The following is a 26,994-nucleotide window of genomic DNA, read 5'->3' on the forward strand; positions in this document are numbered from 1 at the left end:
CCATGGCGCGGCTCCTGCTCCTGCTCGGCCGGCGCCTGGTCAAGATGGTGCTGGTCGTGCTGGCGGTCGCGGTGGTCAGCTTCCTGCTGATCCACGCCGCCCCCGGCGACCCGGCCAGCGTCATCGCCGGCCAGTCCGGGGCGGCGGACCAGCAGCTGGTCGACCAGCTGCGGCAGCAATTCGGCCTCGACAAGCCGCTGATCACCCAGCTCGGCATCTATCTCGGCCATGTGGCGCAGTTCGATCTCGGCTTCTCCTACCCGCAGCAGCGCAGCGTCGCCTCGCTGATCCTGGAGCGGCTGCCGGCGACGCTGCTGCTGACCGGCACCGCCTTCCTGCTGGCGCTGCTGGCCGGGGTGGTCGCGGGCGTCATTGCGGCGCGCCATGCCGGGCGCTGGCTCGACAGCGTGGTCACGGTCGTCGCCCTGTGCTTCTACGCCACGCCGATCTTCTGGGTCGGGCTGATGCTGGTGCTGGTGTTCAGCGTCTGGCTGAACTGGCTGCCCAGCTTCGGCAGCTCGACCGTCGGCGCCGACCTGACCGGCTTCGCCGCGGTGCTCGACACGCTGTGGTACCTGACCCTGCCGGCAGTGACGCTCGGCCTGTTCTACATGGCGGTCTATGCCCGCATGACCCGCGCCTCGATGCTGGAGGTGGCGGACCAGGACCATATCCGCACCGCCCGGGCCAAGGGAGTGCCGGAGGGGCGGATCCTGCGCCGGCACGTGCTGCGCAACGCCCTGCTGCCGATCGTCACCCTGGCCGGCATCCAGGCCGGGCAGCTGGTCGGCGGCGCCGTGCTGGTCGAGACCGTCTTCGCCTGGCCCGGCATCGGCCGGCTGGCCTTCGACGCGCTGCTGGCCCGGGACTACCAGCTGCTGCTCGGCGTCTTCCTCTGCACCTCGGTGCTGGTGGTGCTGTTCAACTTGGTGGCCGACCTGCTGTATCTGGTGATCGATCCGCGGGTGGAGGCGGTGTGATGGCCCGGGCCTTCCTGCGCCACAAGGGCGCCGTCATCGGCCTCCTCTTCCTGGTCGCGCTCGGCCTCATCGCCGCGCTGGCGCCGCTGCTGTTCCCGTTCTCGCCCTGGGACATGCAGGGCGCGCCCTTCACCCCGCCGGGCGAGGACCATTTCGTCCTCGGCACCGACTCGCTCGGGCGCGACGTCGCCGCCGGCATCGCCTACGGCGCCTCGGTCTCGATGCTGATCGGCGTGGTCTCGACCCTCGCGGCCGTCGGCATCGGTGTGCTGCTCGGCGCTCTCGCAGGCTATGCCGGCGGGCGGGTCGACGATCTGATCATGCGCTTCACCGAGATCTTCCAGACCGTGCCCGGCTTCGTCCTGGCCATCGTCGTGGTCGCCATCCTGACGCCCAGCCTGGGGTCGATCGTGGTGGCGATCGCCGTGGTCTCCTGGCCGCCGGTGGCGCGGGTGGTGCGGGCCGAATGCCTGTCGCTGCGCCACCGCGAATTCGTCCAGGCGGCGGAGGTGCTGGGCCGGTCGCACGCCGCCATCATCTGCCGCGAGATCCTGCCGAACGTCGCCTCCTCGGTGGTGGTGCTGGCCAGCCTGATGGTGGCGACCGCGATCCTGCTCGAATCCTCGCTGTCCTTCCTCGGCCTCGGCGACCCGAACCTGATGTCCTGGGGCTTCATGATCGGCAGCGGCCGCAGCGTCATCCGCCTGGCCTGGTGGATGAGCGTCTTCCCCGGCGTCGCCATCTTCCTAACCGTGCTGTCGCTCAACCTGGTGGGGGAGGGGCTCAGCGACGCCCTGAACCCGCGCCTGGCGCGGAGGCGGGGATGAGCCTGCTCGAGATCACCGGCCTCACCGTGGCCCTGCCGCCGGGCGGCGACCGGCCGGACGCCGTCGCCGACGTGTCGCTGACCCTGGCGGCCGGCGAGATCCTGTGCGTCGTCGGCGAGAGCGGGTCGGGCAAGTCGGTCGCGACCGCCGCGGTCACCGGCCTCTTGCCGAAGCAGTTGCCGGTCCGGTCCGGCCGCGTCCTGTTCGAGGGGCGCGACCTGCTGGCGCTGAAGCCGGAGCAACTGCGCCAGCTGCGCGGCGCCCGCATCGGCATGATCTTCCAGGAGCCGATGACCGCGCTGAACCCGCTGATGCGGGTCGCCGACCAGATCGCCGAGGTGCTGCAGGTGCACGGGGTGCGCCCCGGCAACCGGGTGGCCGAGCTGATCGACGCGGTCGGCCTGCCCGACCCGGCGCGGATCGCCCGGTCCTATCCGCACCAGCTGTCGGGCGGGCAGCGCCAGCGGGTGATGATCGCCATCGCCCTGGCGCTGGAGCCGGCGATGCTGGTGGCCGACGAACCCACGACTGCGCTCGACGTCACCACCCAGATGCAGATCCTGCGGCTGATCAAGTCGATCCAGCGCCGGCGCGGCATGGGGGTGATCTTCATCACCCACGACTTCGGCGTGGTCGCCGAGATCGCCGACCGGGTCGCGGTGATGCAGCACGGCCGCATCGTCGAGACCGGGACGGCGCAGGAGGTGCTGAACGCGCCGGCCCATCCCTACACCCGGGCCCTGATCCGCGCCGTGCCCCGCTTCGAGGGCCAGGCGCCGGGCGGCGTGGCCGTCGGGTCGGACGTCCTGGTCGCGGCGCGCGACATCCGCAAGACCTATCGCTCGCACGGCCTGTTCCGCCGGCCGGCGACGATGGCGATCGACGGCGCGACGATCGAGATCCGGCGCGGCGAGACGCTCGGCCTGGTCGGCGAAAGCGGCTCGGGCAAGTCGACCCTGGCCCGGACGCTGGTCCGGCTGGTGCGGCCGGATGATGGCTCCATCATCTTTGATGGCGCCGATTTGCGCCCCCTGTCGCGGTCCGGCTGGCAGCCCTATCGCAAGCGCATCCAGATGGTGTTCCAGGACCCCTTCGCCTCGCTCAACCCGCGGCGGCGGGTGGGCGAGATCATCTGCGAGGGCCCTATCGCCCATGGCACCCCCCGGGCCCAGGCCGAGGCCGAAGCCTTGGCGCTGCTCGACCTGGTGCGGCTGGACCGCGGCGCCGTCGCGCGCTACCCGCATGAATTCTCCGGCGGCCAGCGCCAGCGCATCGGCATCGCCCGCGCCCTCGCGATGAAGCCGGAGCTCTTGATCGCGGACGAGCCGGTCTCGGCCCTCGACGTCTCGGTCCAGGCCCAGGTGCTGGACCTGCTGCGCGACCTGCGCCGGCGCCTCGGCCTGTCGATGCTGTTCATCACCCATGACCTGCGCGTCGCGGCGCAGATCTGCGACCGGATCGCGGTGATGCGCCGCGGCGAGATCGTCGAGCAGGGCGAGACCGCCGCGGTCTTCGCCGCCCCGGCCCATGACTATACCCGCGAGCTGCTGGACAGCATCCCCGGCCGGCACTGGACGCCGCCGGCTCTGGCGATGGAGCCGGCAGCATGAGCGATCAAAGACATCAGGAGGCCCGGATGGACGGACACATGACGGCAGTGCCGCCCGGCATGAGCGAGGCGGAGTGGACGACGCGCTGCGACCTGGCGGCGCTGTACCGGCTGGTCGCGCATTTCCGGATGACCGACCTGATCTACACCCATATCAGCGCCCGGGTGCCGGGGCCGGAGGACCATTTCCTGATCAACCGCTACGGCGTGCTGTTCGAGCGCATGCGCGCCAGCGACCTGGTCAAGATCGACCTCGACGGCCATGTGGTGGGCGGCGCCGATGCGACGATGGACCAGGAGGTGAACGCCGCCGGCTTCACCATCCATTCCGCGATCCACGCCGCCCGCCACGACCTGGTCTGCGTCATCCACACCCACACCGCCGCCGGCATCGCCGTCTCGGCCCAGAAGCAGGGCCTGCTGCCGATCAGCCAGCATGCACTGAAGTTCTACGGCCGCTTGGCCTATCACGGCTATGAGGGCATCGCCCTCGACCTCGACGAGCGCGACCGGCTGGTGCGCGACCTCGGCGACCGCCAGGCGATGATCCTGCGCAACCATGGGCTGCTGGTGGCCGGGCGCAGCATCCCGGAGGCGTTCAACCAGATCTATTATCTGGAGCGTGCCTGCCAGGCCCAGATCCAGGCCCTGGCCGGCGGGGCGGAGCTGGTGCTGCCGCCGGAGGAGGTGCGCCTGCACACCGCCGAGCAGTTCCGCCGCGGCGCCACGCTGGAGCATTGCGAGAAGGGGTGGAAGGCCGCGCTGGTCCTGGTCGAGGACGGGAAGCCGCCCTACTGGTCGTGAGCCGGGGCCTCGGCCTCCAGCAGCTTGCGCCGCAGGATGACCTCGCCGCCCTTCAGGATGTCCTGCGCGATCGCCCGCCGCGCCGCCGGGCCGTCGCCGGCGCGGATCGCCTCCAGGACCGGATAGTGATGCTCGATCATCGACCGGCCGCCGGCCTCGTAGAGCTCGGAGATCAGCGGTCCCATCCGCATCCACAGCGGCTTCAGGATGCCGGCCAGGGTCGGCAGCCCGGCGATCGCCGGCAGCGCCAGGTGGAACTGCTCGTTCAGCGCGATGGCGGCGGCGGTGTCGCCCTTGCGGATCGCCGTTTCGTTCTGGCGGATCAGCCGCTCCAGCAGCTTCAGGTCCTTCGGCGTCGTCCGCGCCGCGGCGCGCTCCGCCGCCAGCCCCTCCAGCTCGATCCGGATGTCGCGGATCTCGAGATACTGCTCCAGGGTCAGGGACGGCACGCGGATGTCGCGCAGGCTGCGCAGGATCAGCACCTGCTCCTGCACCAGCCGCAGGATGGCGTCGCGCACCGGGGTGACGCTGGTGCCCATCTGCTGCGCCAGGTCGCGGATCCGCAGCCGCTCCCCGGGCCGCAGCGCGCCTTCCATCAGCGCCGCGCCCAGTTTGGCGTAGACGATGTCGCCCAGATTCTCGTGGTCGATCGCATCCAGGCCCGGCACCGGGCGGGATTTTTCGGTCGTCGGGAGTGTCGTGCTGTCCATGTGGGCGGGGTGGTGCGAAAGGTCTCGATGATGCATCATACATCAGTGCTACGGCGGCGGTCGAGGCCGGCCGGCCGCCTTTCGACGAATGGGACAGCGAGATGAAGGTCTTCTGGAACGACATCCAGCGCAGCCACGCGCCGCAGTTCTTCCTGCAGCGCGGCCAGCTGCGCCGCAACTTCGAGGTGCCGGCCCGGGCCGAGGCGCTGCTGGCCGCGGTGCGCGAGATGAAGCTCGAGGTGGTCGAGCCGCCGGCGGTCGACCGCGCCGCACTGCGATCGGTCCACGCGCCGGACTATCTCGACTTCCTGGAACAGGCCTGGGCGGAATGGTCGGCGCTGCCCGACCATGGGCCCGAGCTGGTGCCGAACATCCACCCGAGCCCGGAGATGCTGGCCCAGGGCGCCCGGCCGTCCGGCACCATCGTCGGCAAACTCGGCTGGTACACCGCCGACACCTCCTGCCCGATCGGGCCGCAGACCTGGGCGGCCTCCGTCGCCGCCGCGTCCTGCGCCGTCGCCGCGGCCGATGAGGCGGCGTCCGGCCGCGCCGCCTATGCGCTGGCGCGCCCGCCCGGGCACCATACCTATGCGGCCCGGGCCGGCGGCCATTGCTACCTGAACAATGCGGCGCTGGCGGCGCAGCGGCTGCGCGACCGCGGCGCCGCGCGCGTCGCCGTGCTCGACATCGACGCCCATCACGGCAACGGCACCCAGGGCATCTTCTGGGACCGGGCGGATGTCTTCGTCGCCTCGGTGCACGGCGACCCGAACCGCTATTACCCCTGGTATGTCGGCCATGCCGGCGAGACCGGCGGCGGGGCGGGGGAGGGCGCCAACCTCAACCTGCCGCTCGCCCTCGGCACCGGCGACGAGGGCTGGCTCGCCGCGGTCGACCAGGCGGTGGCGGCCGTCGGGCGGGCGGGGGTCGATGCGGTGGTGGTCAGCCTCGGCTTCGACGCCTCGAAGGACGAGCCGCTGGCGGCGCTGCAGGTGACCGAGGACGGCTTCGCCCGGGCCGGCGAGAAGATCCGGGCGCTGGGCAAGCCGACGGCGATCATCCAGGAGGGCGGCTATGCCGTCGACTTCCTCGGCCGGCTGCTGACGCGCTTCTTCGACGGCTTCTCCGGCTGATGACCGGGATCGACGACAGGTGCCTCTCGCCGGAGGACGCCGAGCGGCTGGTCCGTGCCCGCTGGGGGATCGCGGGGCGCGCCGGGGCCCTGAGCAGCGAGCGTGACCAGAACTTCCGGATCGAGACCGCGGCCGGGCGGCGCGTGCTGCTCAAGATCGCCGACCCGGCCGAGGAGCGGCAGGTCACCAACTTCCAGACCGGGCTGCTGCTGCATCTGGAGAAGGCGGATCCGGAGCTGCCGGCGCCGCGCATCCTGCGGACGCCCGAAGGGGCGACGGAGATCGAGATCGGCGCCGGCGTTCCGCTGGTCGCCCGACTCTTGTCCTTCCTGGACGGGACGCCGCTGGCGACGGTCGCCGCGCGCTCGCCGCGCCAGCGCCGGCGGATCGGCGAAAGGCTCGGCCGCCTCGGCACGGCACTCGCCGGCTTCCGCCACCCGGCGGACGAGCATGAGCTGATCTGGGACATGGCCGGTGCGGCGCGGCTGCGCGACCTCCTGAGCGAGATCGAGGATGCGGAAAGCCGAGCCCTGGCCGAAGCCGGCCTCGACCGGTTCGATCGGGTGGTGGCGCCGGCCCTGCCGAGGCTGCGTCGGCAGGTGATCCATGCCGACGCCAATCCCAGCAACATCCTGGTCGATCCCACCGACCCCGATACGATCACCGGCCTGATCGATTTCGGCGACGCGGTGCGGACCGTGCTGGCCAGCGATGTCGCCGTCGCCGCCGCCTATCACCTGTCGGACGGGGACGATCCGCTCGGCCCGGTGGGGGAACTGATCGCCGGCTACCACGCCGCGCTGCCGCTGCGGCCGGAGGAGATCGGCCTGCTCTGCGACCTGATGGCGACCCGGCTGGTGATGATCGTGGTCATCGGCGCCTGGCGCGCCCGGCACCATCCGGAGAACCGGGACTACATCCTGCGCAACAACCGGACGGCCTGGGCGCGGCTGCGGCGCCTGGCCGACCTCGACCGGCAGGCCGTCGCCGATCGTCTGCGCCGGATCTGCCGCGAGGAGACCGCCGATGCCTGACGACCGCACCGCCGCTTTGCGCACCCGCCGCGACCGGCTGCTGGGGCCGGCCTACCGCCTGTTCTACGACGAGCCGCTGCATGTCGTGCGCGGCGAGGGCGTCTGGCTCACCGACGCCGAGGGCGGGCGCTATCTCGACGCCTACAACAACGTCGCCTCGGTCGGGCATTGCCATCCGCATGTCGTCGCCGCCCTGGCGCGGCAGGCGGCGGTGCTGAACACCCACACCCGCTACCTCTCGGAGGGTGTGCTCGACTATGCCGAACGGCTCTTGGCGACCTTCCCGCCGGAGATCGGCCATGTGATGTTCACCTGCACCGGCAGCGAGGCCAACGACCTGGCCCTGCGGGTGGCGCGCACCGTCACCGGCGGCACCGGCGTGATCGTCACCGACTGGGCCTATCACGGCGTCACCGTGGCGCTGGCGGAGATGTCGCCCTCGCTCGGCAGCGCGGTCCGGATCGGCGACCATGTCCGCCTGGTCGCGCCGCCCGAAGCCTATCGCGAGCCGGCCGATGTCGGCCAGGCCTTCGCCGCCCGGGTGACCGCCGCGATCGAGGATATGCGCCAGCACGGGATCGTACCGGCGGCGCTGCTGGTCGACACCATCTTCTCCAGCGACGGCGTCTTCGCCGATCCCGCCGGCTTCCTGGCCCCGGCGGCGGCGGCGATGCGGGCGGCGGGCGGGCTGGTCATCGCCGACGAGGTGCAGCCCGGCTTCGGCCGCACCGGCGACGGCATGTGGGGCTTCGCCCGGCACGGCTTCGTCCCGGACATGGTCACCATGGGCAAGCCGATGGGCGACGGCCACCCGATCGCGGGCATGGCGGCGCGGCCGGAGGTGCTGGCCGAGTTCGGCCGCCGGACCCGCTACTTCAACACCTTCGGCGGCAACCCGGTCTCGGCCGCGGTCGGCATGGCGGTGCTGGACGTGATCGAAAGCGAGGGTCTGGTCGCCAATGCGCGCGACACCGGTGCGGTCCTGCGTCAGGCGTTGCAGGATCTGGCGGCCCGCCACCCCGCCATCGGCGATGTTCGAGGCGCGGGGCTGTTCCTGGGGGTCGAGCTGGTGCGCGACCGGGCGACGCGCGAACCGGACGGCGCCCTGGCCGCCCGCGTGGTCAACGGGCTGCGCCGCCGGCGGGTGCTGGTCAGCAGCTGCGGCCGGCACGGCAACGTGCTGAAGCTGCGCCCGCCGCTGGTCTTCGGCCGCGAGCATGCCGAGATCCTGGTCGACGCCCTCGACCGCACCCTCGCCGACCCGTACGGGCCGTAGCGCCCCCGATCAGAAATTCTTCCAGTCGCCGCCGGCCTCGAAGGCCGCGGCCGCCTGGTAGATCGTGGCCTCGGCATAGTCCTTGCCGACCAGCATCAGCCCGATCGGCAGGCCGCCGCCGAGGCCGCAGGGCAGGGACATCGCCGGATGGCCGGTGACGTCGAACTGCGAGGTGTTGCCGATCATCTCGAAGGCCCGGGTGACGATCTCGGTGATCGAGGCGCCCGGTTCCGGCAGCGGCGTTGCCTTGATCGGCAGGGTCGGCATCAGCAGCAGGTCGTAGCCGGCGAAGACCGCGTCGTAGGCCGCCTTGATCCGGCGGGCCTGGTTCTGCGCCTTGGCATAGTAGCGGCCGCGGTAGTGGCTGATGAAGTACTGGGCGGTGAGCATCGAAATTTTGAGGCTCTCGGACAGATCGTCGGCCCGCTCCCGCCACGCCGCATGCGCGTCGATCAGGCCGACATTGTAGAGGCCCTTCCAGTTCATCCCCATGCCGTTGCCCAGCATCATCTGCCATTGCAGGCCTTCCAGCGCGATCGGCGTCCAGACCGAGGCGGCGACCAGATGCTCGGGGATCGAGACCTCGGCGATCTCGGCGCCGAGCGACCGGAACCGCTCGGCCCCCGCCAGCACCTTCTCCTTCACATCCGCTTCCAGATTGGCGCCGGCGAAACCCTCGGTGACGACGGCGATCTTCATCCCCTTCACCCCGCGGTCGAGCTCGCCGGTGTAGGAGGTGACCTTGGGCGCGTATTGCCGCGGGTCCAGCCCGTCGGGGCCGGCCAGCACCTCCAGCAGCAGGGCGTTGTCCGCCACCGTCGCGGTCATCGGGCCGGTGTGGTCGATCGTCGATTCGATCGGCATGACGCCGGTGTAGGGCACCAGGCCGTGGGTCGGCTTCATGCCGTAGATGCCGCAGAAGGCGGCGGGCATGCGGATCGACCCGCCCTGGTCGCCGCCGATCGCCATGTCGACCTCGCCGGCCGCGACCAGCGCGCCGCTGCCGGAGGAGGAGCCGCCGGCGGAATAGCCGCGCTTGCGCGGGTTGTGCACCGGGGCGGGCTCGGAGGTGTGGCTGCCGCCGGACAGGCAGAAATACTCGCACACCGCCTTGCCCAGGATGGTGGCGCCGGCGTCGAGCATGCGGGTGACGATGGTGGCGTCGATGTTCGGGACATAGCCCTCGAGGGTCGAGGCGCCGTTCATCATCGGCACGCCGGCGAGGCAGACATTGTCCTTCAGCGCGACCGTCTTGCCGGCCAGCTTGCCGCCCGCCGCACCCTTCACCTCGCTCTTCCAGTACCAGGCGTTGAGCGGGTTCTCGGCCGGGCCGGGCCGATAGCCGGGCGTGCGCGGATATTTCACCGCCGGCACCTCGTCCGGCAGCGCGTCGACGACGTCATAGGCGGCGAAGCTGCCGGCCATCAGCGACAGGTATTCCGTCGCCTGGTCGGTGGTCAGGTGCATGCCGAGGCCGGCCGCGATGTCGACCAGCTGCGGAACGGACGGACGGGTGACGGCCATGCTGTTCTCCCCTATCGGGCGTGGACGAAACGGTGGTGCCGGCGAGGGCGGCTAGGCCATGCCGACGAACTCGGCGACCAACTCGGGGTCGCGGAACTGCTCCGGCGCCAGGCTGCCGGTGATCCGGCCCTTCTGGATGGTCAGGATGCGCTGCGACAGCGCGGCGATGAAGTCGAGATTCTGCTCGACCAGGATCAGGGTCAGGCCGCGGCGGGCGCGCAGCCCGTCCAGCGTCTCCACGATCTCCTCGATGATCGAGGGCTGGATGCCCTCGGTCGGTTCGTCGAGCAGCAGCAGCTTCGGCCGCATGCACAGGCAGCGCGCCAGGGCCAGCAGCTGCTGCTCGCCGCCGGACAGGGCGCCGCCGCGCCGGTCGAGCAGGCGCTGCAGCCGCGGGAACTCGGTCAGCACCTCCTCGATCACGCTGCGGTCCTCGCGGGCGGCGGCCATGCCCATGCGCAGGTTCTCCATGACCGACAGGTTCGGGAAGATCTCGCGCCCCTGCGGCACGAAGCCGATTCCGGCCTGGGCGCGCGCGGCCGTCGGCGCCTTGGTGATCTCACGGCCCTCGAAGCTGACCGTCCCGGCCGTGGCCGGCAGGTAGCCCATCAGGGTGCGCATCAGCGTGGTCTTGCCCATGCCGTTGTGGCCGAGGATGCCGACCGACTCCCCGGCCTCGACCGCGAAGCTGACCCCCGCCAGGATCGGGATGCGGCCGTAGCCGCCATGCAGGCCCTGGACCCTCAGCATCACGCCGCGACCTTCTTGCCGAGATAGACGTCGCGCACCCGGCCGTCGCGCAGCACCACGTCGACCGTGTCCTCCATCAGCACCCTTCCCTGGTGGAACACAGTGACCGTGCGCGCGATCATGCGGATGAACTGCATGTCGTGCTCGACCACCACCAGCGCGCGGGACTGGTTGATCTCGCGGATCAGCTCGGCGGTGCGTAGCACCTCGTCATGGGTCATGCCGGCCGCCGGCTCGTCGAGCAGGATCAGCTCCGGATCGGCCGCGATCACGGTGCCGATCTCGACCCATTGGCGCTGGCCGTGCGACAGCTGGCCGACCAGGGTCCCGGCCTGCTCGGTCAGGCGGATCTTCTCCAGCACCTCGTCCACCACTGCCGCCGTGCGCAGCGGCGTGTGGGTGCGCCGGGCGCCGAGCCAGACGTTCTCGCGCACCGACAGCCCGTTGAACACGTTCGGCACCTGGGTCTTGATGCCGACCCCCAGCCGGGCGATCTCGTGCGGGCTGGCGCCGGCGACCGGCCGGCCGCGGAAGCGGATGGCGCCGGCGCTGGGGGCGAGTTGACCGGTCAGCATCTTGAAGAAGGTGCTCTTGCCCGCGCCGTTCGGCCCGATCAGGCAGCGCAGCTCGGCCTCGCGCAAAGTGAAGTCGACCTCGCTGACCGCGGTGACCCCACCGAAGCGCATGGTCAGGGCCTTGGTCTCGATCAGGGGGACCGGCGTCGCCATCACTCGGCCTCCTTCAGCGCGCCGAGCCTGTCGGCGGTCCGGCCGGCGCGCCGGCGGACCAGGCCGACCATCCGGCCGCAGAGATCCTGCACCGTCGGCACCAGCCCCTTGCGCAGCAGCAGCACGAAAGCGATCAGGATGACGCCGAGCACCAGGTTGGCGTTGAACGACTGCTGCGTGCCGATCTGCGCCACCAGGTACTGGATCAGGACGCAGCCGATCACCGGCCCGATCAGGGTGCCCAGGCCGCCGACCGTGACCCAGATGATGATCTCGGCCGACAAGGCGAGGCTGAAGATCGTCGGGCTGACGAAGGCGCCCCAATTGGCGTAGAGGCAGCCGGCCAGCCCGGCGACGCCGCCGCCCACCACGAACACCGCGAGCTTGGTCAGCCGCGGGTCGTAGCCCAGCAGGGCGGCCCGGGTCTCGTTCTCGCGGATCGCCACTGCCACCCGGCCGAACCGGCTGGCCAGGAGGAGGCGCAGCAGGACATAGACCAGGATCAGGGCGCCGCCGGTGACGAACCACAGCTCCTCCGGGTCGAGGATGTAGTCCGGGTTGCCCGGGGCGTTCAGGCCGGGGATCGACGGCATGCCGTTGAAGCCGCCCAGCGCCGCCGTGCCGATACGGTACTCGTCGCCGGCGGTGGAGTTCACCAGGTTGAACAGGATCAGCGTCACCGTCAGCGTGATCACGCCGAGATAGACGTCGCTGATCCGGCCGTAGAACATGAAGTAGCCGAGCACCAGGGCGAACCCAGCCGGCACCAGCACCGCCAGCACCACGGCGCCGGTGCTGTCGCCGAAATTGATCGCGGCGACGGCATAGGCGTAGGCGCCGAGGCCGAAGAAGGCGGTCTGGCCGAAGGACAGGATCCCGCCGAAGCCCCAGATGAAGCCCAGGCTGAGGGCCAGGATGCCCATCGCCGCGAACAGCGTGTACTGCATCAGGTCGAAGAGATCGACCTGCTGCGGCATCACCACGACGGCGGCGATCGCCACGGCCAGCGCCGCCGCCTGCGCCAGTTTCGCGAGAGGGTGCCCGGTCATAGGCTGCGCCCGAAGAAGCGGCCGGAGATGCCCTGGGGCAGCACCCGGATCAGGATGATCGCCGAGACGAACAGCGTTACCTCGCCGAACACCGGCGTGGTCAGATAGGCCGCCATCTGGTTGATGAAGCCGAACAGCCCGGCGGCCGAGGCGGTGCCGGCCAGGATCGCCGAGCCGCCGCCGACCACGGTGATGAAGGCCTTGGCGACATAGGCTGCCCCCATCGTCGGCACCACGCCGGAGACCGGCGCCAGCAGGCCGCCGGCCAGGCCGGTGATGGCGGCGCCGACGGCGAAGGTGGCCATGTAGACCCGGTTCGGGCTGACGCCGAGGGCGGCCGCCATGTTCGGGTTCTGCATCGTCGCCCGCGCGATCAGCCCGAGGCGGGTGTAGCGCAGCACCGCCCACACCGCTGCCAGCAGCAGCACCGCCATCGCCACCAGGAACAGGGTGTACAGGCTGGACCGGTAGGCGCCGATCGAGAAGCCGCCGAGCGGCGTCGGCACGCCCTGGATGGTGTTGCCGTAGATCGTCGTCACCAGCCCGACGATGAACAGGCTGAGGCCCCAGGTGGCGAGCATGGTGTCGACCAGCCGGCCGTAGAGGAAGCGGATCAAACAGCGCTCGACCACCAGGCTGACCGCGCCGACGAATAGCGGCGCCACCACCAGCATCGCCACCCAGATGTTCACCCCGGCATTGGTCGAGACCACGGTGGCGTAGGCGCCGAGCATCAGGAACTCGCCATGGGCGAGATTGATGATGCGCATCATGCCGAAGATGACGGCCAGGCCGGTGCACAGCAGGATCAGGGACGCGACGCCGTTCAGGACGTCGAGCGCGAGTATGGCGGCGAGATCCATCGGCCCGGCCCCGCTCAGACCTTGATCACGTATTGCTGGTTGTCGGTCGGCTTGTCGATCAGGTTGCAGACCGCCGCGGTGTCGGAGGGCGGCTGCTGCTCATAGGTCGCGACCACCGAGAAGTGCCGGTCCTTGACGCTGCCGAGATAGGCGTTGCGCGTGGCGTGATGGGTGGCGTGGTCGAGCACGACCTTGCCGGTCGGGCCGTCGAAGCTGATGCCGCTCTCCAGCGCCTCGATCACCTTCATGCGGTCGAGCGAGCCGGCCTTCTTCACCCCTTCGAGCCACAGGTAGAAGCCCTCATAGGTCGCGGCGGCGATCTCGGAGATGTAGGGGATGTCGGTGCCGAACTTGTCCTTCAGCTTCTTGACGTAGGTCGTGCTCGCCGTGGTCGTCAGCTCCTCGAAATAGCCGTAGGCGGCGAGGACGCCGTCGCTCTCCTGCGCGTCGAGCGTGGTCTGCTCGTTGACCAGGCCGAAGGTGGTCGAGGCGATCGGGATCTCCTGCTTCATCCCGGCCGAGGCCCATTGCCGGTAGAAGGCGGTGTGGTTGCCGCCGACCAGGGCCGACAGGATGATGTCCGGCTTGGCCGCCTGGATCTTGCTGATCGTCGGGCCGAAATTGGTCACGTCCAGCGGGAAGAAGTCGGTTGACAGGACCTCGCCGCCATTGTCCTGGACGTATTTGGTCATCCACTTGGCGGTGATCTGGCCGTAATTGTAGTCGGCGGCGATGATGTAGGCCTTCTTGCCCCAGTTCTTCATCGCCGAGGGGACCAGCTTCTCCACCGTCTGGGCCGGGGTGGTGCCGGTGCAGAAGATGTTGCGGTCGCAGACGCCGCCCTCATACAGCGTGTTGTAGAAGTACAGCACCTTGAACCGGTCGAAGATCGGCCGGATCGCCTCGCGCGAGGCCGAGGTGATGCCGCCATGCACGATCGCGACCTTGTCCTTGAGCGCGAGCTGCTGGGCGTACTGGCTGTACATCTGGATCGTCGACTGGGTGTCGTAATGCACCAGCTTCAGCGGCCGGCCCAGCAGGCCGCCGGCGGCGTTCGCCTCTTCGATCGCGAGCTGCAGGCTGGCGACCATCGGCACGCCGGTGGCCGCGATCGGGCCGGACTGGTCGTGCAGGCTGCCGACCAGGATCGGGTCGTCGGCGCCGAGGGCGCCGCTGCGCAGGATCGCCGGGCTGGCCAGCAGCCCGGCCGCCGACAGGGCCGTGGTCTTCAGAACGTCGCGCCGCGAGATCCGCATGTGCCGCCTCTCCTGTCGCTCGTATTTTGATTTGGAGATATATGAAACGGCAATTAATGATATGGCAATAGTTTTATCGATCGGCGCCCGGGCCGGCTCAGAAGCTGGCGATGACGCGGAAGTCGAGGCCGTCGGCCTCGGCCAGGTGCACGGCCCGGCGCGGCGCGGGCCGGGGCTTTCCCGCCAAAGCGTGCAGCGCGTCGTAGCAGGATTGGCAGAAGGCGTTCGGGGTCGGCGCCTGGACCCCGAAGCTGCCGTGGTAGCGCTCGAGGAAGCTGTCGTTGCCGGCCGAGCGCAGCGTCGCCAGATAGGTCGCGGTGATGTGGAGGCCGGCCGAGGCCTCGGCGCCGATGCCGTACAGCACGGTCTCGTCGGTCGCCAGCGCGAAGCGGAGATGGCGGCGGTCGAGCCCGGCCTCGGCGAATTCGCGGTTGAAGGCGATCGCCTCCTGCCCCAGCAGCAGCAGGATCACGACATCTGCCCGGGCCCGCCGGATCGCCGCGAAGATCGGGTCATAGTCCCGCATGCCGTAAGGCAGGAAGCTCTGCCCGACCAGCGTGCCGCCGCCGTCGCGGATCAGCGCCCGGGCGACGGCGCCCGACACCTGCGGCCAGACATAGTCGTTGCCGACGATGAAGAAGCGCCGGGCGTCGCGCCGCTCCGACAGCCAGTGCAGGCCGGGCCGCAGCAGCTCGGCCGCGGTGACGCCGGTCGCCGTCACGCCGGCCTCGATCCGGCCGCCCTCGTATTGCGGGGTGTAGAGATAGGGGCGGCGGCCGCGCACCGCCGCGGTCACCGCCTCGCGCATGTCGCTCGGATGCATGCCGACCAGCAGGTCGACCTCGTCCAGCACGATCAGGTCGTCGGCCGCCTCCGCCGCCTCCGCCACGGTGCCGCCGGCATCGCCGAGCACCAGGTCGACCGGACGGCCGCGGATGCCGCCCTGGGCATTGATCTCCGCGACCGCCAACAGGGCGCTGGCTTCGGTCGAAGGGGACCACAGGCCGGCCGGCCCGTCCCGCGGCAGCAGCAACCCGATTTTCACGCCACGTCCTTCCGAGGCTGGGGGCGCCGACGGAGCGCTCTTGGCCCGTCGAGCGCGGATCCGAGTCTATCGGCGAGACGATGCAATGACCATGCCATCCCGGTGTCGTGCCGCGGGCGAGATCCGGCCGCCGCCGGCGTGCCGCAAAAATCGGCGGTGTGGTCGGGCGTGCTTACGTTCTGGGCAGCATCCGCAACCGGCGGCACGGCCTCCCGCGCCGACCTTGAAAGCCGGACTCTGGCCGGCTATTTACCGTCAAAGTCATCTAATGAAATTTCGATGGTTGGGGAACGCCGTGACGCCGGAACGCCTGGAAGACCAGCTGGCTTACCTCATCGCCGGCGTGAACCGTCAATTCGAGGAAGAGCTCAGGGAGAAGCTGCGTCCCCAGGGGGTGCCGATCGAGCAGTCCCGGGTCCTCGGCCTGCTCGCCGACGGCCAGGGCCGGCCGATGACCGAGCTGGCGGAGCAGGTCTTCGTCGAGGCGCCGACCCTGACCAAGATCATCGACCGCATGGTGGCACAGTCGCTGGTGGTCCGCGCGCCCGACCCGAACGACCGGCGCCGTGTCCTGATCTACGCGACCAGGCGCGGCCAGGCGCTGTGGCAGAAGATCGGCGGCTACGCGACCGAGCAGCAGAAGCGCGTCCTCGACCGCCTCTCTCCCGGCGACCTCGCCCGGCTGACCGAGATCCTGCGCGGCCTGATCGCGGAGTAGGGGATCAGCGTTTCGCGCTGACCTCGTCGCAGATATGCAGTGTGACCGGTCCGTCCAGAATCGGCGTCGTCGCGGCGAAGAAGGCGGCGACGGCGGCGGAGCCGTTATGCGCCTCCATGGCCGCGCGGTCGCGGAACCGCTCATAGGTGGTGAAGACCGCCGGCGTCTCGGCGTCGCGGGAGACGAAGAAATCGACCGTGTCGGGCTCGGTGGCCCGGACATGCGCCGCGACGGCGAGGAGTGCCGCCTGCAGCTCGGCCTCCGCTCCCGATTTCGCGCGCAGGATCGCCGTGATCGTGATCATCCTGTCCGGGCTCCCATGGCTGGATTATCCTCTGTAGCGTAATTTCTGATTATTGAATATTCAATTAACTGAACCATCGAAGGAAGCCGGAATGCCGCTGATGCGTCGGGCGCTGCTGCGCCGGGTCGGAGAACCGCTGGAGATCGGGACCGCGCCGGTGCCGGAGCCGGGGCCGGGCGAGATCCTGATCCGGGTCGTTGCGTGCGGCGTCTGCCATTCCGACCTGCACGCGGTCGACGGCGACTGGGGCGAGCCGCCGAAGATGCCGCTGATCCCGGGCCATGAGGTGGCGGGCCATGTCGCGGCGCACGGCCCGGGCGTCGACCGTCCGGCGCTCGGCGCCGCCGTCGGCGTGCCCTGGATGGCCGGCGCCTGCGGCCGCTGCGCCTGGTGCCGGGCGGGGATGGAGACGATCTGCCCGGAGGGCGGCGCCACCGGCTTCAGCTGCGACGGCGGCTATGCCGAGTACATGGTGGCGCGGGCGGATTTCGTCGGCCTGATCCCCGATGGGGTCGACCTCGTCCGCATCGCCCCGATCCTGTGCGCCGGGGTCACCACCTATCGCGGCCTCCGGCGCAGCGAGGCCCGGGCCGGGGATTTCGTCGCCATCGTCGGCGCCGGCGGCCTCGGCCATGTCGCCATGCAGTATGCCTGGGCCATGGGCTTCCGCCCGATCGTGCTCGACGTCGACCCGGCCAAGCTCGACCTGGCCCGGCGGCTCGGCGCCGAGGCGGTGGTCGAGGCCGGGCCCGACGCGGCCGGGACCGTGGTCGCCTTGACCGGCGGCGGCGCCGCGGCCGCGATCGTCACCGCCCCGGCGCCGGCCGCCTTCGAGCAGAGCCTGGCCCTGATCCGGCCCGGCGGCACCGCCGTCTTCATCGGCCTGCCGGGCGGCCAGCGCGACGCGATCCGGCTGTCGATCGCCGCCATCTCCAACTGGGAGAAGTCGATCCGCGGGTCCAATGTCGGCACCCGCCAGGACTTGCAGGAGGCGGTGGATTTCGCGGCGCGCGGTCTGGTCGCGGCGGCGGTCGAGACGGTGCCGTTCGACCAGGTGAACCAGGCGCTTTCGCGGTTGCGCCGGGGAGAGGTTGTCGGGCGGCTGGTGCTCGACCTGCGCGGGGCGGAGGGCTGGAACCCCGCTGCACCGCATCCTGGACGGCGGCAGCCCATCCCTTTGCCGTCATTCCCGCGAAAGCGGGACCCTCTTTCCGGTCAAAGCGCGACGAGATCCCCGCTGCCGCGGAGATGACGAGCCGGGGAGCCGAACAGGTCCCGCGAGCGGGCTTCAGGTCGTGGCGCGCTCGATCAGCTCGGGCTCGATTACGATCGAATGCTGCAGGCTGCGGCCCTCGATCCGGTCGATCAGCATGCGCATGGCGGCGTCGCCCAGGTCCTGCTTGGCGACATGGATGGTCGACAGCGGCGGGTTCACCAGCCGGGCGGCCAGGATGTCGTCGCAGCCCAGCACGGCGACGTCGCCGGGCACCGCCAGCCCGATCTCGCGAAGCACCGACAGGGTGCCGATCGCGATCAGGTCGTTGTAGCAGATCATCGCGTCGACCTGCGTCCCCGTGCCGGACAGCCGCCTGGCGGCGGCGATGCCGCCCTCCAGGTCGGGCGTCGCCGACTCCTCGGCGACCAGATCCAGCCCGTGCTCGGCCAGGGCGTCGAGGATGCCGGCGCGGCGCATCCGGCCGCTGTAGGAGGTCGGCGGGCCGCCGATATAGGCGATGCGGCGGCGGCCGCGGCCGATCAGCAGCCGGGTGGCGGCGGCCAAGCCGGTGCGGAAGTCGATCTCGATGGTGCCGGCGACCCGGCGCGGCATCGGCCGGTTGATCAGCACCGCCGCCCGGTGCTGCTCGATCGCCTGCTGCAGCCGTTTGTCCTCGAGGCGGGCGCTGCAGACGATGACGCCGTCGACCCGGCGGTCCAGCAGCGTCGCCAGCACCTCCGCCTCGCGCTCCGGGTCCTCGACCACGTTGCAGGTCAGCAGGGTGAAGCCGCGGGCCCGCGCCGCCAGCTCGGCGCCCTTGATCACCTCCGGGAAGAACGGGTTGCCGATGTCCGGCACCACGATGCCGACGGTGTAGGACCGGTCGCCCTTCAGCCCCTTGGCGAAGGTGTTCGGCCGGTAGGCCAGGTGGGCTGCCGCTGCCAGCACCCGGGCCCGGGTCTCCTCGCTGGCGCCGCCGCGGCCGTTCATCACCCGCGACGCCGTCATGGTCGAGACGCCGGCCGCCGCCGCCACATCCGTCAGGGTGGCGCCGCGGGGCAGGGGTTTCGGGCCGTTCTGCATGTTATCGTTAACTGTCACTCTCGCGGGTCTCTGGCGAGGTTGGGCATTCAGTCAACTGAATACGTAGAATTTCCTTGGATCGCAAGTGGGATTGACGAACGTTAACGTTAACGATATTGAGTCGGACATAAGGTCGAAGACCAACCCAGAGGGAGGACTCAGGAATGGGCGCCGGAACACGCGCGCTGTGGGGCGCGGCTTTGATCCCGATGCTGTTCTTTGCCACGGCGGCCGCGGCCGCCGAGTACCGCGAGGCGCCGGTCCTGGCGGCCGAGGTGACGGCCGGCAAGCTGCCGCCGCTGGCGCAGCGGCTGCCGGAGCATCCGCTGGTGGTGACGCCGCTGGAGAAGGTCGGCAAATACGGCGGCACCTGGCGGCAGGCGGTGGTCGGCGGCTCCGACGGCTCGATGGACCGGACCATCGGCTACACCCGGCTGGTGCGCTGGAACCCGGCCTGGACCGATGTGGTGCCCGACGCCGCCGAATCCGTCGACGTCAATGACGACGCCACCGCCTTCACCTTCCATCTGCGGAAGGGGATGAAATGGTCGGACGGGGCGCCCTTCACCGCCGACGACATCATGTTCTGGTACCAGGACGTGCTGATGAACACCGAGCTGACGCCTTCGGCGCCGCGCTGGCTCCGGGCCGGCGGCAAGCCGGTGACGGTGGAGAAGGTCGACGCCGAGACCGTCCGCTTCAGCTTCGCCGCGCCGAACGGGCTGTTCCTGCCGGTGATGGCGACGCATCTCGGCTCCGACATCCTGGCGGCGTCGCCGCGCCACTACCTCGAGAAGTTCCACAAGAAGTACAACCCCGATGGCATCGACGCCCTGGTCAAGGCGGCCGGTGCGCCGAACTGGACGACGCTGTTCCAGAACCGGACCGCCTATCAGAACGCCAGCCGCTGGCGCGATGTCGGCCGGCCGGTGCTGGACCCCTGGATGCTGACCGTGGGCTACAGCGGCACCAGCCAGGTCGTCGCCGTCCGCAACCCGTATTTCTTCAAGGTCGATACCGAGGGCAACCAGCTGCCCTACATGGACCGGGTCACCTACGACGTGGTCGGCGACACCCAGGGGCTGGTGCTGAAGGCGATCAACGGCGACCTCGACATGCAGGCCTACGGGCTCGACGGCATCGAGAACCAGGCGGTGATGGCCCAGCATATGGAGCAGGGCGGCTACCGCCTGTTCCGGGCCCGACCGGCCTATTCCAACTCGATGCTGATCTGCCTCAACCAGACGGTAAAGGACGAGACCCTGCAGAAGGTGTTCCAGAACCGCGATTTCCGCATCGCCCTGTCGCTGGCGATCAACCGCGACGAGCTGAACGAGCTGATCTATGCCGGCCTGTCGCGGCCCTACCAGGCGGCGCCGCGGCCGGACATGGCGCTGTATGACGAGACCATGGCCACCCAGTACACCGAATACGACCCGGCCAAGGCCAACCAGCTACTCGACGCTGCCGGCTTCGACAAGAAGGATGGCGACGGGTTCCGCCTCGGCCCCGACGGCAAGCGCATCTCCTTCGCCATCGATGCCCTGGCCTCGCGCAAATACCATGTCGATGCGCTGGAGCTGATCCGCAAGTACTGGCGCGATGTCGGCATCGACATGCAGGTCAAGGCGATCGAATCCTCCTTCGCCTTCGCCCGGCAGTTGGCCAACGACCAGCAGGGCCTGGTCTGGCTCGGCGGCGGCGGCTACGACTTCCTCGGGCTGCTCGACCCGAAATGGTACTTCCCCTACGAGAACCAGTCGGCCTTCGCCTCGGCCTGGGGCATCTGGTACCAGAACCCGAAGGACCCGAACGGGGTCGAGCCGACCGGCCCGGCGCGTGAGCAGCAGGAGCTGTACGAGCAGCTCAAGGCCCAGCCGACCACCGCCCGCCAGATCGAAGTGATGAAGAAGCTGCTGGCCATCACCCGCGACCAGTTCTGGGTGATCGGCACGGTAATGCAGCCGGATAATGTCGGGGTGGTGAAGACCAACATGCACAACGTGCCGGAGGCGATGCCGGACACGGTCTTCTACATGACCCCGGGGCCGACCAACCCGGAAACCTACTTCTACGAATAGCCGCCCATCCGACCACGAAACCGAGGCCGCGATGCTCCGCTTCCTGCTGCGCCGCCTGACCTACATGGCCGTGACGCTGGCCGCGGTCTCGGTCGTCGTCTTCATCGTCATCCAGCTGCCGCCGGGCGACTTCCTGACCAGCTACGTCGCCCGCTATTCCGAACAGGGCGGGTCGGTCGACACGGCGATGCTGGAGTCGATGCGGGCGCAATACGGGCTGGGCCAGCCCTGGTACGTGCAGTATTGGCGCTGGATCTCGAACATCGTCTTCGAGGGCGATTTCGGCCAGTCCTTCGACTGGAACCGGCCGGTCTCGGTGCTGCTGTGGGACCGGCTGGGCATGACCCTGCTGCTGTCCTTCATCACCCTGGTCGTGACCTGGGCGGTGTCGCTGCCGATCGGCATCTACAGCGCGGTGCGGCGCTACTCGACGCTCGACTACCTGGTCACCTTCCTCAGCTTCCTCGGCCTCGCCGTCCCCAGCTTCCTGCTGGCCCTGGTGCTGATGTTCGTGCTGTCGCGCAGCTTCGGGGCCGATGTCGGCGGCTTCTTCTCGGCCGAATACATCAACGCGCCGTGGAGCTGGGGCAAGGTCGCCGACCTGGCGGCGCATCTGTACCTGCCGGTGTTCGTGCTGGCGGTGCACGGCACCGCCTCGCTGGTCCGGATCATGCGGGCCAACCTGCTGGACGAGTTGAACAAGCCCTATGTCACCACCGCCCGCGCCGCCGGGCTGCCGGAGATGACGGTGCTGCTGCGCTATCCGGTGCGGGTCGCGCTCAACCCCTTCGTCTCCACCATCGGCTGGATCCTGCCGAACCTGGTCTCCGGCACCGTCATCGTCGGCGTCGTGCTCAGCCTGCCGACGGCCGGGCCGCTGCTGCTCGGCGCGCTGCTGACCCAGGACATGTACCTGGCCGGATCCTTCATCCTGATGCTGAGCGCGCTGACCATCCTCGGCAGCTTCATCTCCGACCTGCTGCTGGCGTGGCTCGACCCGCGCGTGCGGCACGGCTGAGGAGGGTGTCATGACCGTCGCCGACCCGACCGCCCTCCCGGCCCCGCGCCGCGCCACCACCGCGGAGAAGGGGCAATGGGCGCTGATCTACCGGCGCTTCCGCCGCCACCGCCTGGCGTGGTGGAGCGGCGTGGTGGTGATCGCGATCTACGCCGTCGCCGCCTTCGCCGAATTCGTCGCGCCCACCGGGCCGGAGACCTACAGCTCGCGCTACACCTACGCGCCGCCGCAGCTGCTGAAGTTCGGCGGCCGCGACGCCCAGGGCAATTTCGTGCTGGCCTATGTCAACGGCATCAAGAGCACGGTCGACCCGCTGACGGTGCAGCGCACCTATGTCAGCGACCCGAAGGCGGTGATCCCGGTCGGGCTGTTCGTGAAGGGCGAGCCGTACCATCTGCTCGGCCTGATCCCCTGGGACCGGCACCTGATCGGCCCGGTCGACCCGAAGGCGCCGTTCTACCTGTGGGGCGCCGACCGGCTGGGCCGCGACGTGCTGTCCCTGACCATCCACGGCGCCCGGGTGTCGATGTCGATCGGCCTGGTCGGGGTGGCGATCAGCCTGTTCCTCGGCATCCTGCTCGGCGGCATGTCCGGCTATTACGGCGGCTGGATCGACGAGGTGGTGCAGCGCACCATCGACCTGCTGAAGTCGATCCCGACCGTGCCGCTGTGGATGGGCTTCGCCGCCGCGATCCCGACCAACATCGCGCCGCTGATGGTCTATTTCTGGATCACGGTGATCCTGTCGCTGATCGGCTGGACCGACCTGGCGCGCGTCGTCCGCGGCCGCTTCCTGTCGCTGCGGACCGAGGATTTCGTGCTGGCGGCGCGGCTCGACGGCTGCTCGCAGCAGCGGGTGATCTGGCGGCACATGGTGCCGTCCTTCACCAGCCACATCATCGCCTCGGTGACGCTGGCGATCCCGGCGATGATCCTGGCCGAGACCGCGCTGAGCTTCCTCGGCATCGGGCTCAAGCCGCCGGTGATCAGTTGGGGCGTGCTCTTGAAGGACGCGCAGAACCTGCTGGCCGTCACCACCGCGCCCTGGCTGTTCATCCCGGGCATCGCCGTCGTCGTCGCCGTGCTGGCGCTCAACTTCCTGGGGGATGGGATCCGCGATGCCGCCGACCCCTACAACTGAGCCGCGGCCCGCGGGTCTGGACCCCGACCTGCTGCTGCGGGTCGAGGATTTGCGGGTGCAGGTCGGCACCGATGACGGGGTGATCCGGCCGGTCGACGGCGTCAGCTTCGAGCTGGCGGCAGGCAAGACCCTGTGCATCGTCGGCGAATCCGGCTCGGGCAAGAGCATGACCGGCCGGGCGCTGATGAACCTGCTGCCGGAGCGGATGCACATCGCCGGCGGCAGCATCGCCTACCGCACCGGGGCCGGCCCGGTGGTCGACATCGCCGCCCTGCCGCCGCGCGGCCCGGCGATCCGCGCCATCCGCGGGGCCGAGATCGCGCTGGTGTCGCAGGAGCCGATGGCGGCGCTGTCGCCGGTCCACACCATCGGCCAGCAGCTCGACGCCGTGATCCGCCAGCATATGGGGCTGAGCCGCAAGGCGAGGCGCGAGCGGGCGCTGGAGTGCCTGGCCGATGTCGGCATCCCGAAGCCGGCCGAGCGGCTGGACAGCTATCCCTTCGAGTTCTCCGGCGGCATGCGCCAGCGGGTCTGCATCGCCCTGGCGCTATCCTGCGGTCCGCGCCTGATCATCGCCGACGAGCCGACCACCGCGCTCGACGTCACCACCCAGGCCAACATCCTCGACCTGTTCAAGAAGCTGCAGGCGGAGCACGGCCTGTCGATCCTGTTCATCACCCACGACCTGGGCGTGGTCGCCGACGTCGCCGACCAGGTGGCGGTGATGTATCTCGGCCGGGTGGTCGAGCGCGGATCGGTCGACCAGCTGTTCTACGACCCGCAGCACCCCTACACCCGGGCGCTGCTGCAGTCGGTGCCGACCCTGTCGCGCCAGCGCGTGCACCGGCTGGCGGCGATCCGCGGCATGGTGCCGTCGGCCTTCGACCGGCCACCCGGCTGCCCGTTCCACCCGCGCTGCGACCAGGCGGTGGCCGGGCTGTGTGACCGGCAGGACCCGCCGGAGACGGCGCTCGGCCCCGGCCGCGGCGCGCGCTGCGTTCTGCTGGAGGACGCCGCCGGGCCGCAGGTTCAGACGAGGAGCGTCCAGCATGCCTGAGCTCGCGCCCGAGAACCTGGTCGAGCTGCGCGACCTGCGCATGGAGTTCGCGCCGCGCAAGCGGCTGTTCCGCTCCGGCATGTCCAACCCGGTCCGCGCGGTCGACGGCGTGTCCTTCGATATCCGCCGCGGCGAGACCCTGGGGCTGGTCGGCGAATCCGGCTGCGGCAAGTCGACCGTCACCCGCTGCATCCTCGGCGCCTACAAGCCGACCGGCGGCACCATCGCCTATCGCGACCCGCAGGGGCGGGTGGTCGACCTGGCGGCGCTGAGCGAGAAGCAGCGCCGGCCCTACTGCACCGACCTGCGCTTCGTGTTCCAGGACCCGCAGGCCTCGCTGGACCCGCGGATGACCGTGGTCGACCTGGTCGGCGAGGTGCTGCGCGTCAACCGGCTGGCGAGCGGCCGCGAGATCCCCGGCATCGTCGCCGGGCTGATGGAGAGGGTCGGCCTCAGGCCCGAATACGCCCACCGCTACCCGCACGCCTTCTCCGGCGGCGAGCGCCAGCGCATCGGCATCGCCCGGGCGCTGGCCACCCGGCCGCGGCTGGTGATCCTGGACGAGGCAGTGTCGGCGCTGGACGTCAGCGTCCGGGCCCAGACCCTGAACCTGCTGAAGGATCTGCAGGAGGAGTTCGGGCTGACCTATCTGTTCGTCAGCCACGACCTCAGCGTCATCCAGTACATCTGCGACCGCGTGGTGGTGATGTATGTCGGCCAGATCGTCGAGAGCGCGCCGATCGACGAGCTCTATGCCCGGCCGCGCCACCCCTACACCGAGGCGCTGCTGTCGGCCCTGCCGGTGCCGGACCCACGGCGCCAGCGGCAGCGCCGGCGGATCCAGCTGAAGGGCGAGGTGGCGGACCCGGCCAACCGGCCCTCCGGCTGCGCCTTCCATCCGCGCTGCCGCTTCGCCACCGAGCTGTGCCGCACCACGGCGCCGCCGCTCAAGCATTTCGGCGGCCATGCGGCCGCCTGCCACTACGCCGAGGAGCTCGATCTCCGCGGCGTCCTCTCCGACCCGAACCCGCAGGTTGCCCATGCCTGACATCATCCGCCGCCACGACAACGGCAACCGGCCGATCCTGCATCACGACGCCCGCATGGCCAGCGTGCATTTCAACCTGGTCAGGCTCGGACCGGGCGAGAGCTTCGAGACCCGGCTGCCGGAGCATGAGGCGATCCTCGCCGTGCTGTCCGGCACGGTCGACATCGCGGTCGACGGCGAGGCCTTCGCCGCGGTCGGCCGCCGCGCCGACATCTGGTTCGGCCCGGCGGATTCGGTCTACGCCCCGGTCGGCAGCGCCATCCGCATCACGGCGGGGGAGAAGCCGGCTGAGGTCGCGATCGGCGGCGGTGTGACCAGCGAGCGCCACCCCGCCTTCCGCATCCCGCCGGAGGAGGTGGTGATGGTCGATGTCGGCTCGTCCGACACCCACAGCCATCGCCGGATCTTCCACATCCTCGGCCAGAACGGGCAGGGGCGGGCGGGGCGCCTGCTGGTCAGCGAGCTCTATGCCGATGACGGGTGCTGGAACGGCTATCCGCCGCACAAGCACGACACCGACGTGCCGGGCCAGGGCGGCCCGAAGGAGACGGCGCATGACGAGCTGTACCATTTCCGCTACGACCCGCCCTCCGGCTTCGGCGCCCAGCTGATCTACGAGGACAGCGGCGAGCCCAAGGCCTGGCTGACCCGCGACGGCGACACCTTCACGGTCGACCGCGGCTATCACCCGACCGTCACCTCGCCGGGCCACCGCGCCTACATCTTCACGGTGATGGTGGGGAAGACGGAGCGCGGCCTGGTGCAGTATTTCGATCCCGCGCACGCCCATCTGATGGACCGGATCCCCGGCATCCAGGCGATGCGGGAGAAGTTCCGATGACTCTGTTCGACCTGACCGGCAAGCGCGCCCTGGTCACCGGCTCCTCGCGCGGGCTCGGCTTCTCGGTCGCCGCCGCGCTCGGCCGCCACGGCGCCACGGTGATCCTGAACGGCCGCGACGACGGGCCCCTGGGCCAGGCCGTGGCCAAGCTGCGCGACGAGGGCATCGACGCCCACGCCGCCCGCTTCGATTTGACCGAGCCCGAGGCCGCCGCCGCCGCCATCGGCCAGGCGGCGCAGTCGGTCGGGGCGATCGACATCCTGGTCAACAATGCCGGCGTGCAGCTGCGCAAGCCGTTTCTGGACTTCGCGCTCGAGGACTGGCGGATGATCCTCGACGTGCACCTGATCGGCAGCGTCGTCGCCGCCAAGGCGGTGCTGCCGGGGATGGTCGAGCGCCAGGCCGGCAAGATCATCAACATCTGCTCGCTGATGAGCGAGCTGGGCCGGCCGACCATCGCCCCCTACGCCTCGGCCAAGGGCGCGCTGCGCATGCTGACCCGGAACCTCGCGGTCGAGTTCGCGCGGCACAACATCCAGGTCAACGGCATCGGCCCCGGCTATTTCGCCACCGAGCTGAACCGCGCTTTGATGGACGACCCGGAGTTCGACGCCTTCGTCAAGCGCCGCACCCCGGCGGCCCGCTGGGGCCATCCGGACGAGCTGGGCGGCGCCGCCGTGTTCCTGGCCTCCGGCGCCTCCGACTTCGTCAACGGCCAGATCATCTATGTCGATGGCGGCCTGCTGGCGTCCGTCTAGTCCCCGGGCTTTAGCAAGGGGATCGGGCGGCTGATTTGCGTTGCCTCTCCCGCCTGGCGGGAGAGGTCGGACGTCCGCAGGACGGCCGGGTGAGGGCTGGCCCGGGCGTCGACAAAGAGCCCTCACCCGGAGCCGCTTCGC

General features: G+C 70.1%; 26 protein-coding genes. 16 read left to right on the forward strand and 10 right to left on the reverse strand.

Annotation, left to right across the window (positions count from 1 at the left end):
* Positions 1-2: 2 nt before the first annotated feature.
* From ACTOWL_RS01310 to ACTOWL_RS01325, 4 genes are read left to right on the forward strand one after another with little or no spacing between them, the layout of a single operon-like run.
* The gene (locus ACTOWL_RS01310) at positions 3-980 is read left to right on the forward strand and encodes an ABC transporter permease (RefSeq protein ID WP_441319377.1); all 978 of its coding nucleotides are present in this window, start codon (positions 3-5) and stop codon (positions 978-980) included.
* The gene (locus tag ACTOWL_RS01315) at positions 980-1,807 is read left to right on the forward strand and encodes an ABC transporter permease (protein ID WP_441319378.1); all 828 of its coding nucleotides are present in this window, start codon (positions 980-982) and stop codon (positions 1,805-1,807) included. Before ACTOWL_RS01310 ends, ACTOWL_RS01315 begins: the two co-directional genes overlap by 1 nt.
* Complete coding sequence (locus ACTOWL_RS01320; RefSeq protein WP_441319379.1) at positions 1,804-3,417, forward strand: ABC transporter ATP-binding protein; 1,614 nt, start codon at positions 1,804-1,806, stop codon at positions 3,415-3,417. The genes ACTOWL_RS01315 and ACTOWL_RS01320 overlap by 4 nt, the downstream gene beginning before the upstream one ends.
* Positions 3,418-3,443: 26 nt before the next feature.
* Entirely contained in the window at positions 3,444-4,220 is a 777-nt protein-coding gene (locus tag ACTOWL_RS01325) for a class II aldolase/adducin family protein (protein ID WP_441319380.1), read from the forward strand.
* Here ACTOWL_RS01325 and ACTOWL_RS01330 read toward each other — a convergent pair.
* Positions 4,208-4,888: a GntR family transcriptional regulator gene (locus tag ACTOWL_RS01330; protein WP_441319381.1), complete on the reverse strand. Its 681-nt coding sequence runs from the start codon at positions 4,886-4,888 to the stop codon at positions 4,208-4,210. The genes ACTOWL_RS01325 and ACTOWL_RS01330 overlap by 13 nt on opposite strands.
* A 143-nt stretch (positions 4,889-5,031) precedes the next feature.
* On the opposite strand from ACTOWL_RS01330, the gene ACTOWL_RS01335 reads away from it, so the two are divergent.
* From ACTOWL_RS01335 to ACTOWL_RS01345, 3 genes are read left to right on the forward strand one after another with little or no spacing between them, the layout of a single operon-like run.
* Positions 5,032-6,063: a histone deacetylase family protein gene (locus ACTOWL_RS01335; RefSeq protein ID WP_441319382.1), complete on the forward strand. Its 1,032-nt coding sequence runs from the start codon at positions 5,032-5,034 to the stop codon at positions 6,061-6,063.
* A complete protein-coding gene (locus tag ACTOWL_RS01340) occupies positions 6,063-7,097 on the forward strand; it encodes a phosphotransferase (protein WP_441319383.1) in 1,035 nt (344 codons plus the stop codon). Before ACTOWL_RS01335 ends, ACTOWL_RS01340 begins: the two co-directional genes overlap by 1 nt.
* A complete protein-coding gene (locus tag ACTOWL_RS01345) occupies positions 7,090-8,373 on the forward strand; it encodes an aspartate aminotransferase family protein (RefSeq protein WP_441319384.1) in 1,284 nt (427 codons plus the stop codon). Before ACTOWL_RS01340 ends, ACTOWL_RS01345 begins: the two co-directional genes overlap by 8 nt.
* A gap of 9 nt (positions 8,374-8,382) precedes the next feature.
* On the opposite strand, the gene ACTOWL_RS01350 is transcribed toward ACTOWL_RS01345, so the two are convergent.
* The 7 genes from ACTOWL_RS01350 to ACTOWL_RS01380 all read right to left on the reverse strand — a co-directional run bounded on the left by ACTOWL_RS01350 (position 8,383) and on the right by ACTOWL_RS01380 (position 15,588).
* Positions 8,383-9,897 carry an amidase gene (locus ACTOWL_RS01350; protein WP_441319385.1) on the reverse strand — a complete coding sequence of 505 codons (1,515 nt, stop codon included), beginning with the start codon at positions 9,895-9,897 and terminating at the stop codon, positions 8,383-8,385.
* A gap of 51 nt (positions 9,898-9,948) precedes the next feature.
* Complete coding sequence (locus ACTOWL_RS01355) at positions 9,949-10,647, reverse strand: ABC transporter ATP-binding protein (protein WP_441319458.1); 699 nt, start codon at positions 10,645-10,647, stop codon at positions 9,949-9,951.
* A complete protein-coding gene (locus ACTOWL_RS01360; RefSeq protein ID WP_441319386.1) occupies positions 10,647-11,375 on the reverse strand; it encodes an ATP-binding cassette domain-containing protein in 729 nt (242 codons plus the stop codon). The genes ACTOWL_RS01355 and ACTOWL_RS01360 overlap by 1 nt, the downstream gene beginning before the upstream one ends.
* Positions 11,375-12,424 (reverse strand): ABC transporter permease subunit, encoded by a 1,050-nt coding sequence (locus tag ACTOWL_RS01365; RefSeq protein WP_441319387.1) that lies wholly within the window; start codon positions 12,422-12,424, stop codon positions 11,375-11,377. Before ACTOWL_RS01365 ends, ACTOWL_RS01360 begins: the two co-directional genes overlap by 1 nt.
* Positions 12,421-13,287 carry a branched-chain amino acid ABC transporter permease gene (locus ACTOWL_RS01370; RefSeq protein WP_441319388.1) on the reverse strand — a complete coding sequence of 289 codons (867 nt, stop codon included), beginning with the start codon at positions 13,285-13,287 and terminating at the stop codon, positions 12,421-12,423. The genes ACTOWL_RS01365 and ACTOWL_RS01370 overlap by 4 nt, the downstream gene beginning before the upstream one ends.
* A 14-nt stretch (positions 13,288-13,301) precedes the next feature.
* Positions 13,302-14,543 carry an urea ABC transporter substrate-binding protein gene (locus ACTOWL_RS01375; protein ID WP_441319389.1) on the reverse strand — a complete coding sequence of 414 codons (1,242 nt, stop codon included), beginning with the start codon at positions 14,541-14,543 and terminating at the stop codon, positions 13,302-13,304.
* Between the two features lie 97 nt (positions 14,544-14,640).
* Positions 14,641-15,588 (reverse strand): substrate-binding domain-containing protein, encoded by a 948-nt coding sequence (locus ACTOWL_RS01380; protein ID WP_441319390.1) that lies wholly within the window; start codon positions 15,586-15,588, stop codon positions 14,641-14,643.
* 295 nt (positions 15,589-15,883) lie between these two features.
* Between ACTOWL_RS01380 and ACTOWL_RS01385 the strand changes: the two genes are divergently transcribed.
* On the forward strand, positions 15,884-16,306 hold the full coding sequence (locus tag ACTOWL_RS01385) for a MarR family winged helix-turn-helix transcriptional regulator (protein WP_441319391.1): 423 nt from the start codon (positions 15,884-15,886) through the stop codon (positions 16,304-16,306).
* 4 nt (positions 16,307-16,310) lie between these two features.
* On the opposite strand, the gene ACTOWL_RS01390 is transcribed toward ACTOWL_RS01385, so the two are convergent.
* Positions 16,311-16,610, reverse strand: coding sequence for a putative quinol monooxygenase (locus ACTOWL_RS01390; protein ID WP_441319392.1), 300 nt, complete (start codon positions 16,608-16,610; stop codon positions 16,311-16,313).
* Positions 16,611-16,701: 91 nt separating this feature from the next.
* Between ACTOWL_RS01390 and ACTOWL_RS01395 the strand changes: the two genes are divergently transcribed.
* Entirely contained in the window at positions 16,702-17,862 is a 1,161-nt protein-coding gene (locus tag ACTOWL_RS01395) for an alcohol dehydrogenase catalytic domain-containing protein (RefSeq protein WP_441319393.1), read from the forward strand.
* A 36-nt stretch (positions 17,863-17,898) separates the two neighbouring features.
* On the opposite strand, the gene ACTOWL_RS01400 is transcribed toward ACTOWL_RS01395, so the two are convergent.
* A complete protein-coding gene (locus ACTOWL_RS01400; protein WP_441319394.1) occupies positions 17,899-18,927 on the reverse strand; it encodes a LacI family DNA-binding transcriptional regulator in 1,029 nt (342 codons plus the stop codon).
* A 146-nt stretch (positions 18,928-19,073) separates the two neighbouring features.
* On the opposite strand from ACTOWL_RS01400, the gene ACTOWL_RS01405 reads away from it, so the two are divergent.
* The 7 genes from ACTOWL_RS01405 to ACTOWL_RS01435 are packed head-to-tail and all read left to right on the forward strand — an operon-like array spanning position 19,074 to position 26,853.
* Positions 19,074-20,990 carry an ABC transporter substrate-binding protein gene (locus tag ACTOWL_RS01405; RefSeq protein WP_441319395.1) on the forward strand — a complete coding sequence of 639 codons (1,917 nt, stop codon included), beginning with the start codon at positions 19,074-19,076 and terminating at the stop codon, positions 20,988-20,990.
* Between the two features lie 31 nt (positions 20,991-21,021).
* Positions 21,022-22,008 (forward strand): ABC transporter permease, encoded by a 987-nt coding sequence (locus tag ACTOWL_RS01410; protein WP_441319396.1) that lies wholly within the window; start codon positions 21,022-21,024, stop codon positions 22,006-22,008.
* Between the two features lie 10 nt (positions 22,009-22,018).
* A complete protein-coding gene (locus tag ACTOWL_RS01415) occupies positions 22,019-23,149 on the forward strand; it encodes an ABC transporter permease (protein WP_441319397.1) in 1,131 nt (376 codons plus the stop codon).
* Positions 23,127-24,206, forward strand: a complete 1,080-nt coding sequence (locus ACTOWL_RS01420) for an ABC transporter ATP-binding protein (protein ID WP_441319398.1) — start codon at positions 23,127-23,129, stop codon at positions 24,204-24,206. The genes ACTOWL_RS01415 and ACTOWL_RS01420 overlap by 23 nt, the downstream gene beginning before the upstream one ends.
* On the forward strand, positions 24,199-25,254 hold the full coding sequence (locus tag ACTOWL_RS01425) for an ABC transporter ATP-binding protein (RefSeq protein WP_441319399.1): 1,056 nt from the start codon (positions 24,199-24,201) through the stop codon (positions 25,252-25,254). The genes ACTOWL_RS01420 and ACTOWL_RS01425 overlap by 8 nt, the downstream gene beginning before the upstream one ends.
* The gene (locus tag ACTOWL_RS01430; RefSeq protein ID WP_441319400.1) at positions 25,247-26,095 is read left to right on the forward strand and encodes a 5-deoxy-glucuronate isomerase; all 849 of its coding nucleotides are present in this window, start codon (positions 25,247-25,249) and stop codon (positions 26,093-26,095) included. Before ACTOWL_RS01425 ends, ACTOWL_RS01430 begins: the two co-directional genes overlap by 8 nt.
* Positions 26,092-26,853: an SDR family oxidoreductase gene (locus ACTOWL_RS01435; RefSeq protein WP_441319401.1), complete on the forward strand. Its 762-nt coding sequence runs from the start codon at positions 26,092-26,094 to the stop codon at positions 26,851-26,853. The genes ACTOWL_RS01430 and ACTOWL_RS01435 overlap by 4 nt, the downstream gene beginning before the upstream one ends.
* Positions 26,854-26,994: the final 141 nt, after the last annotated feature.

It is taken from the genome of Inquilinus sp. CA228 (assembly GCF_052078665.1).
Taxonomy (GTDB): Bacteria; Pseudomonadota; Alphaproteobacteria; order DSM-16000; family Inquilinaceae; genus Inquilinus.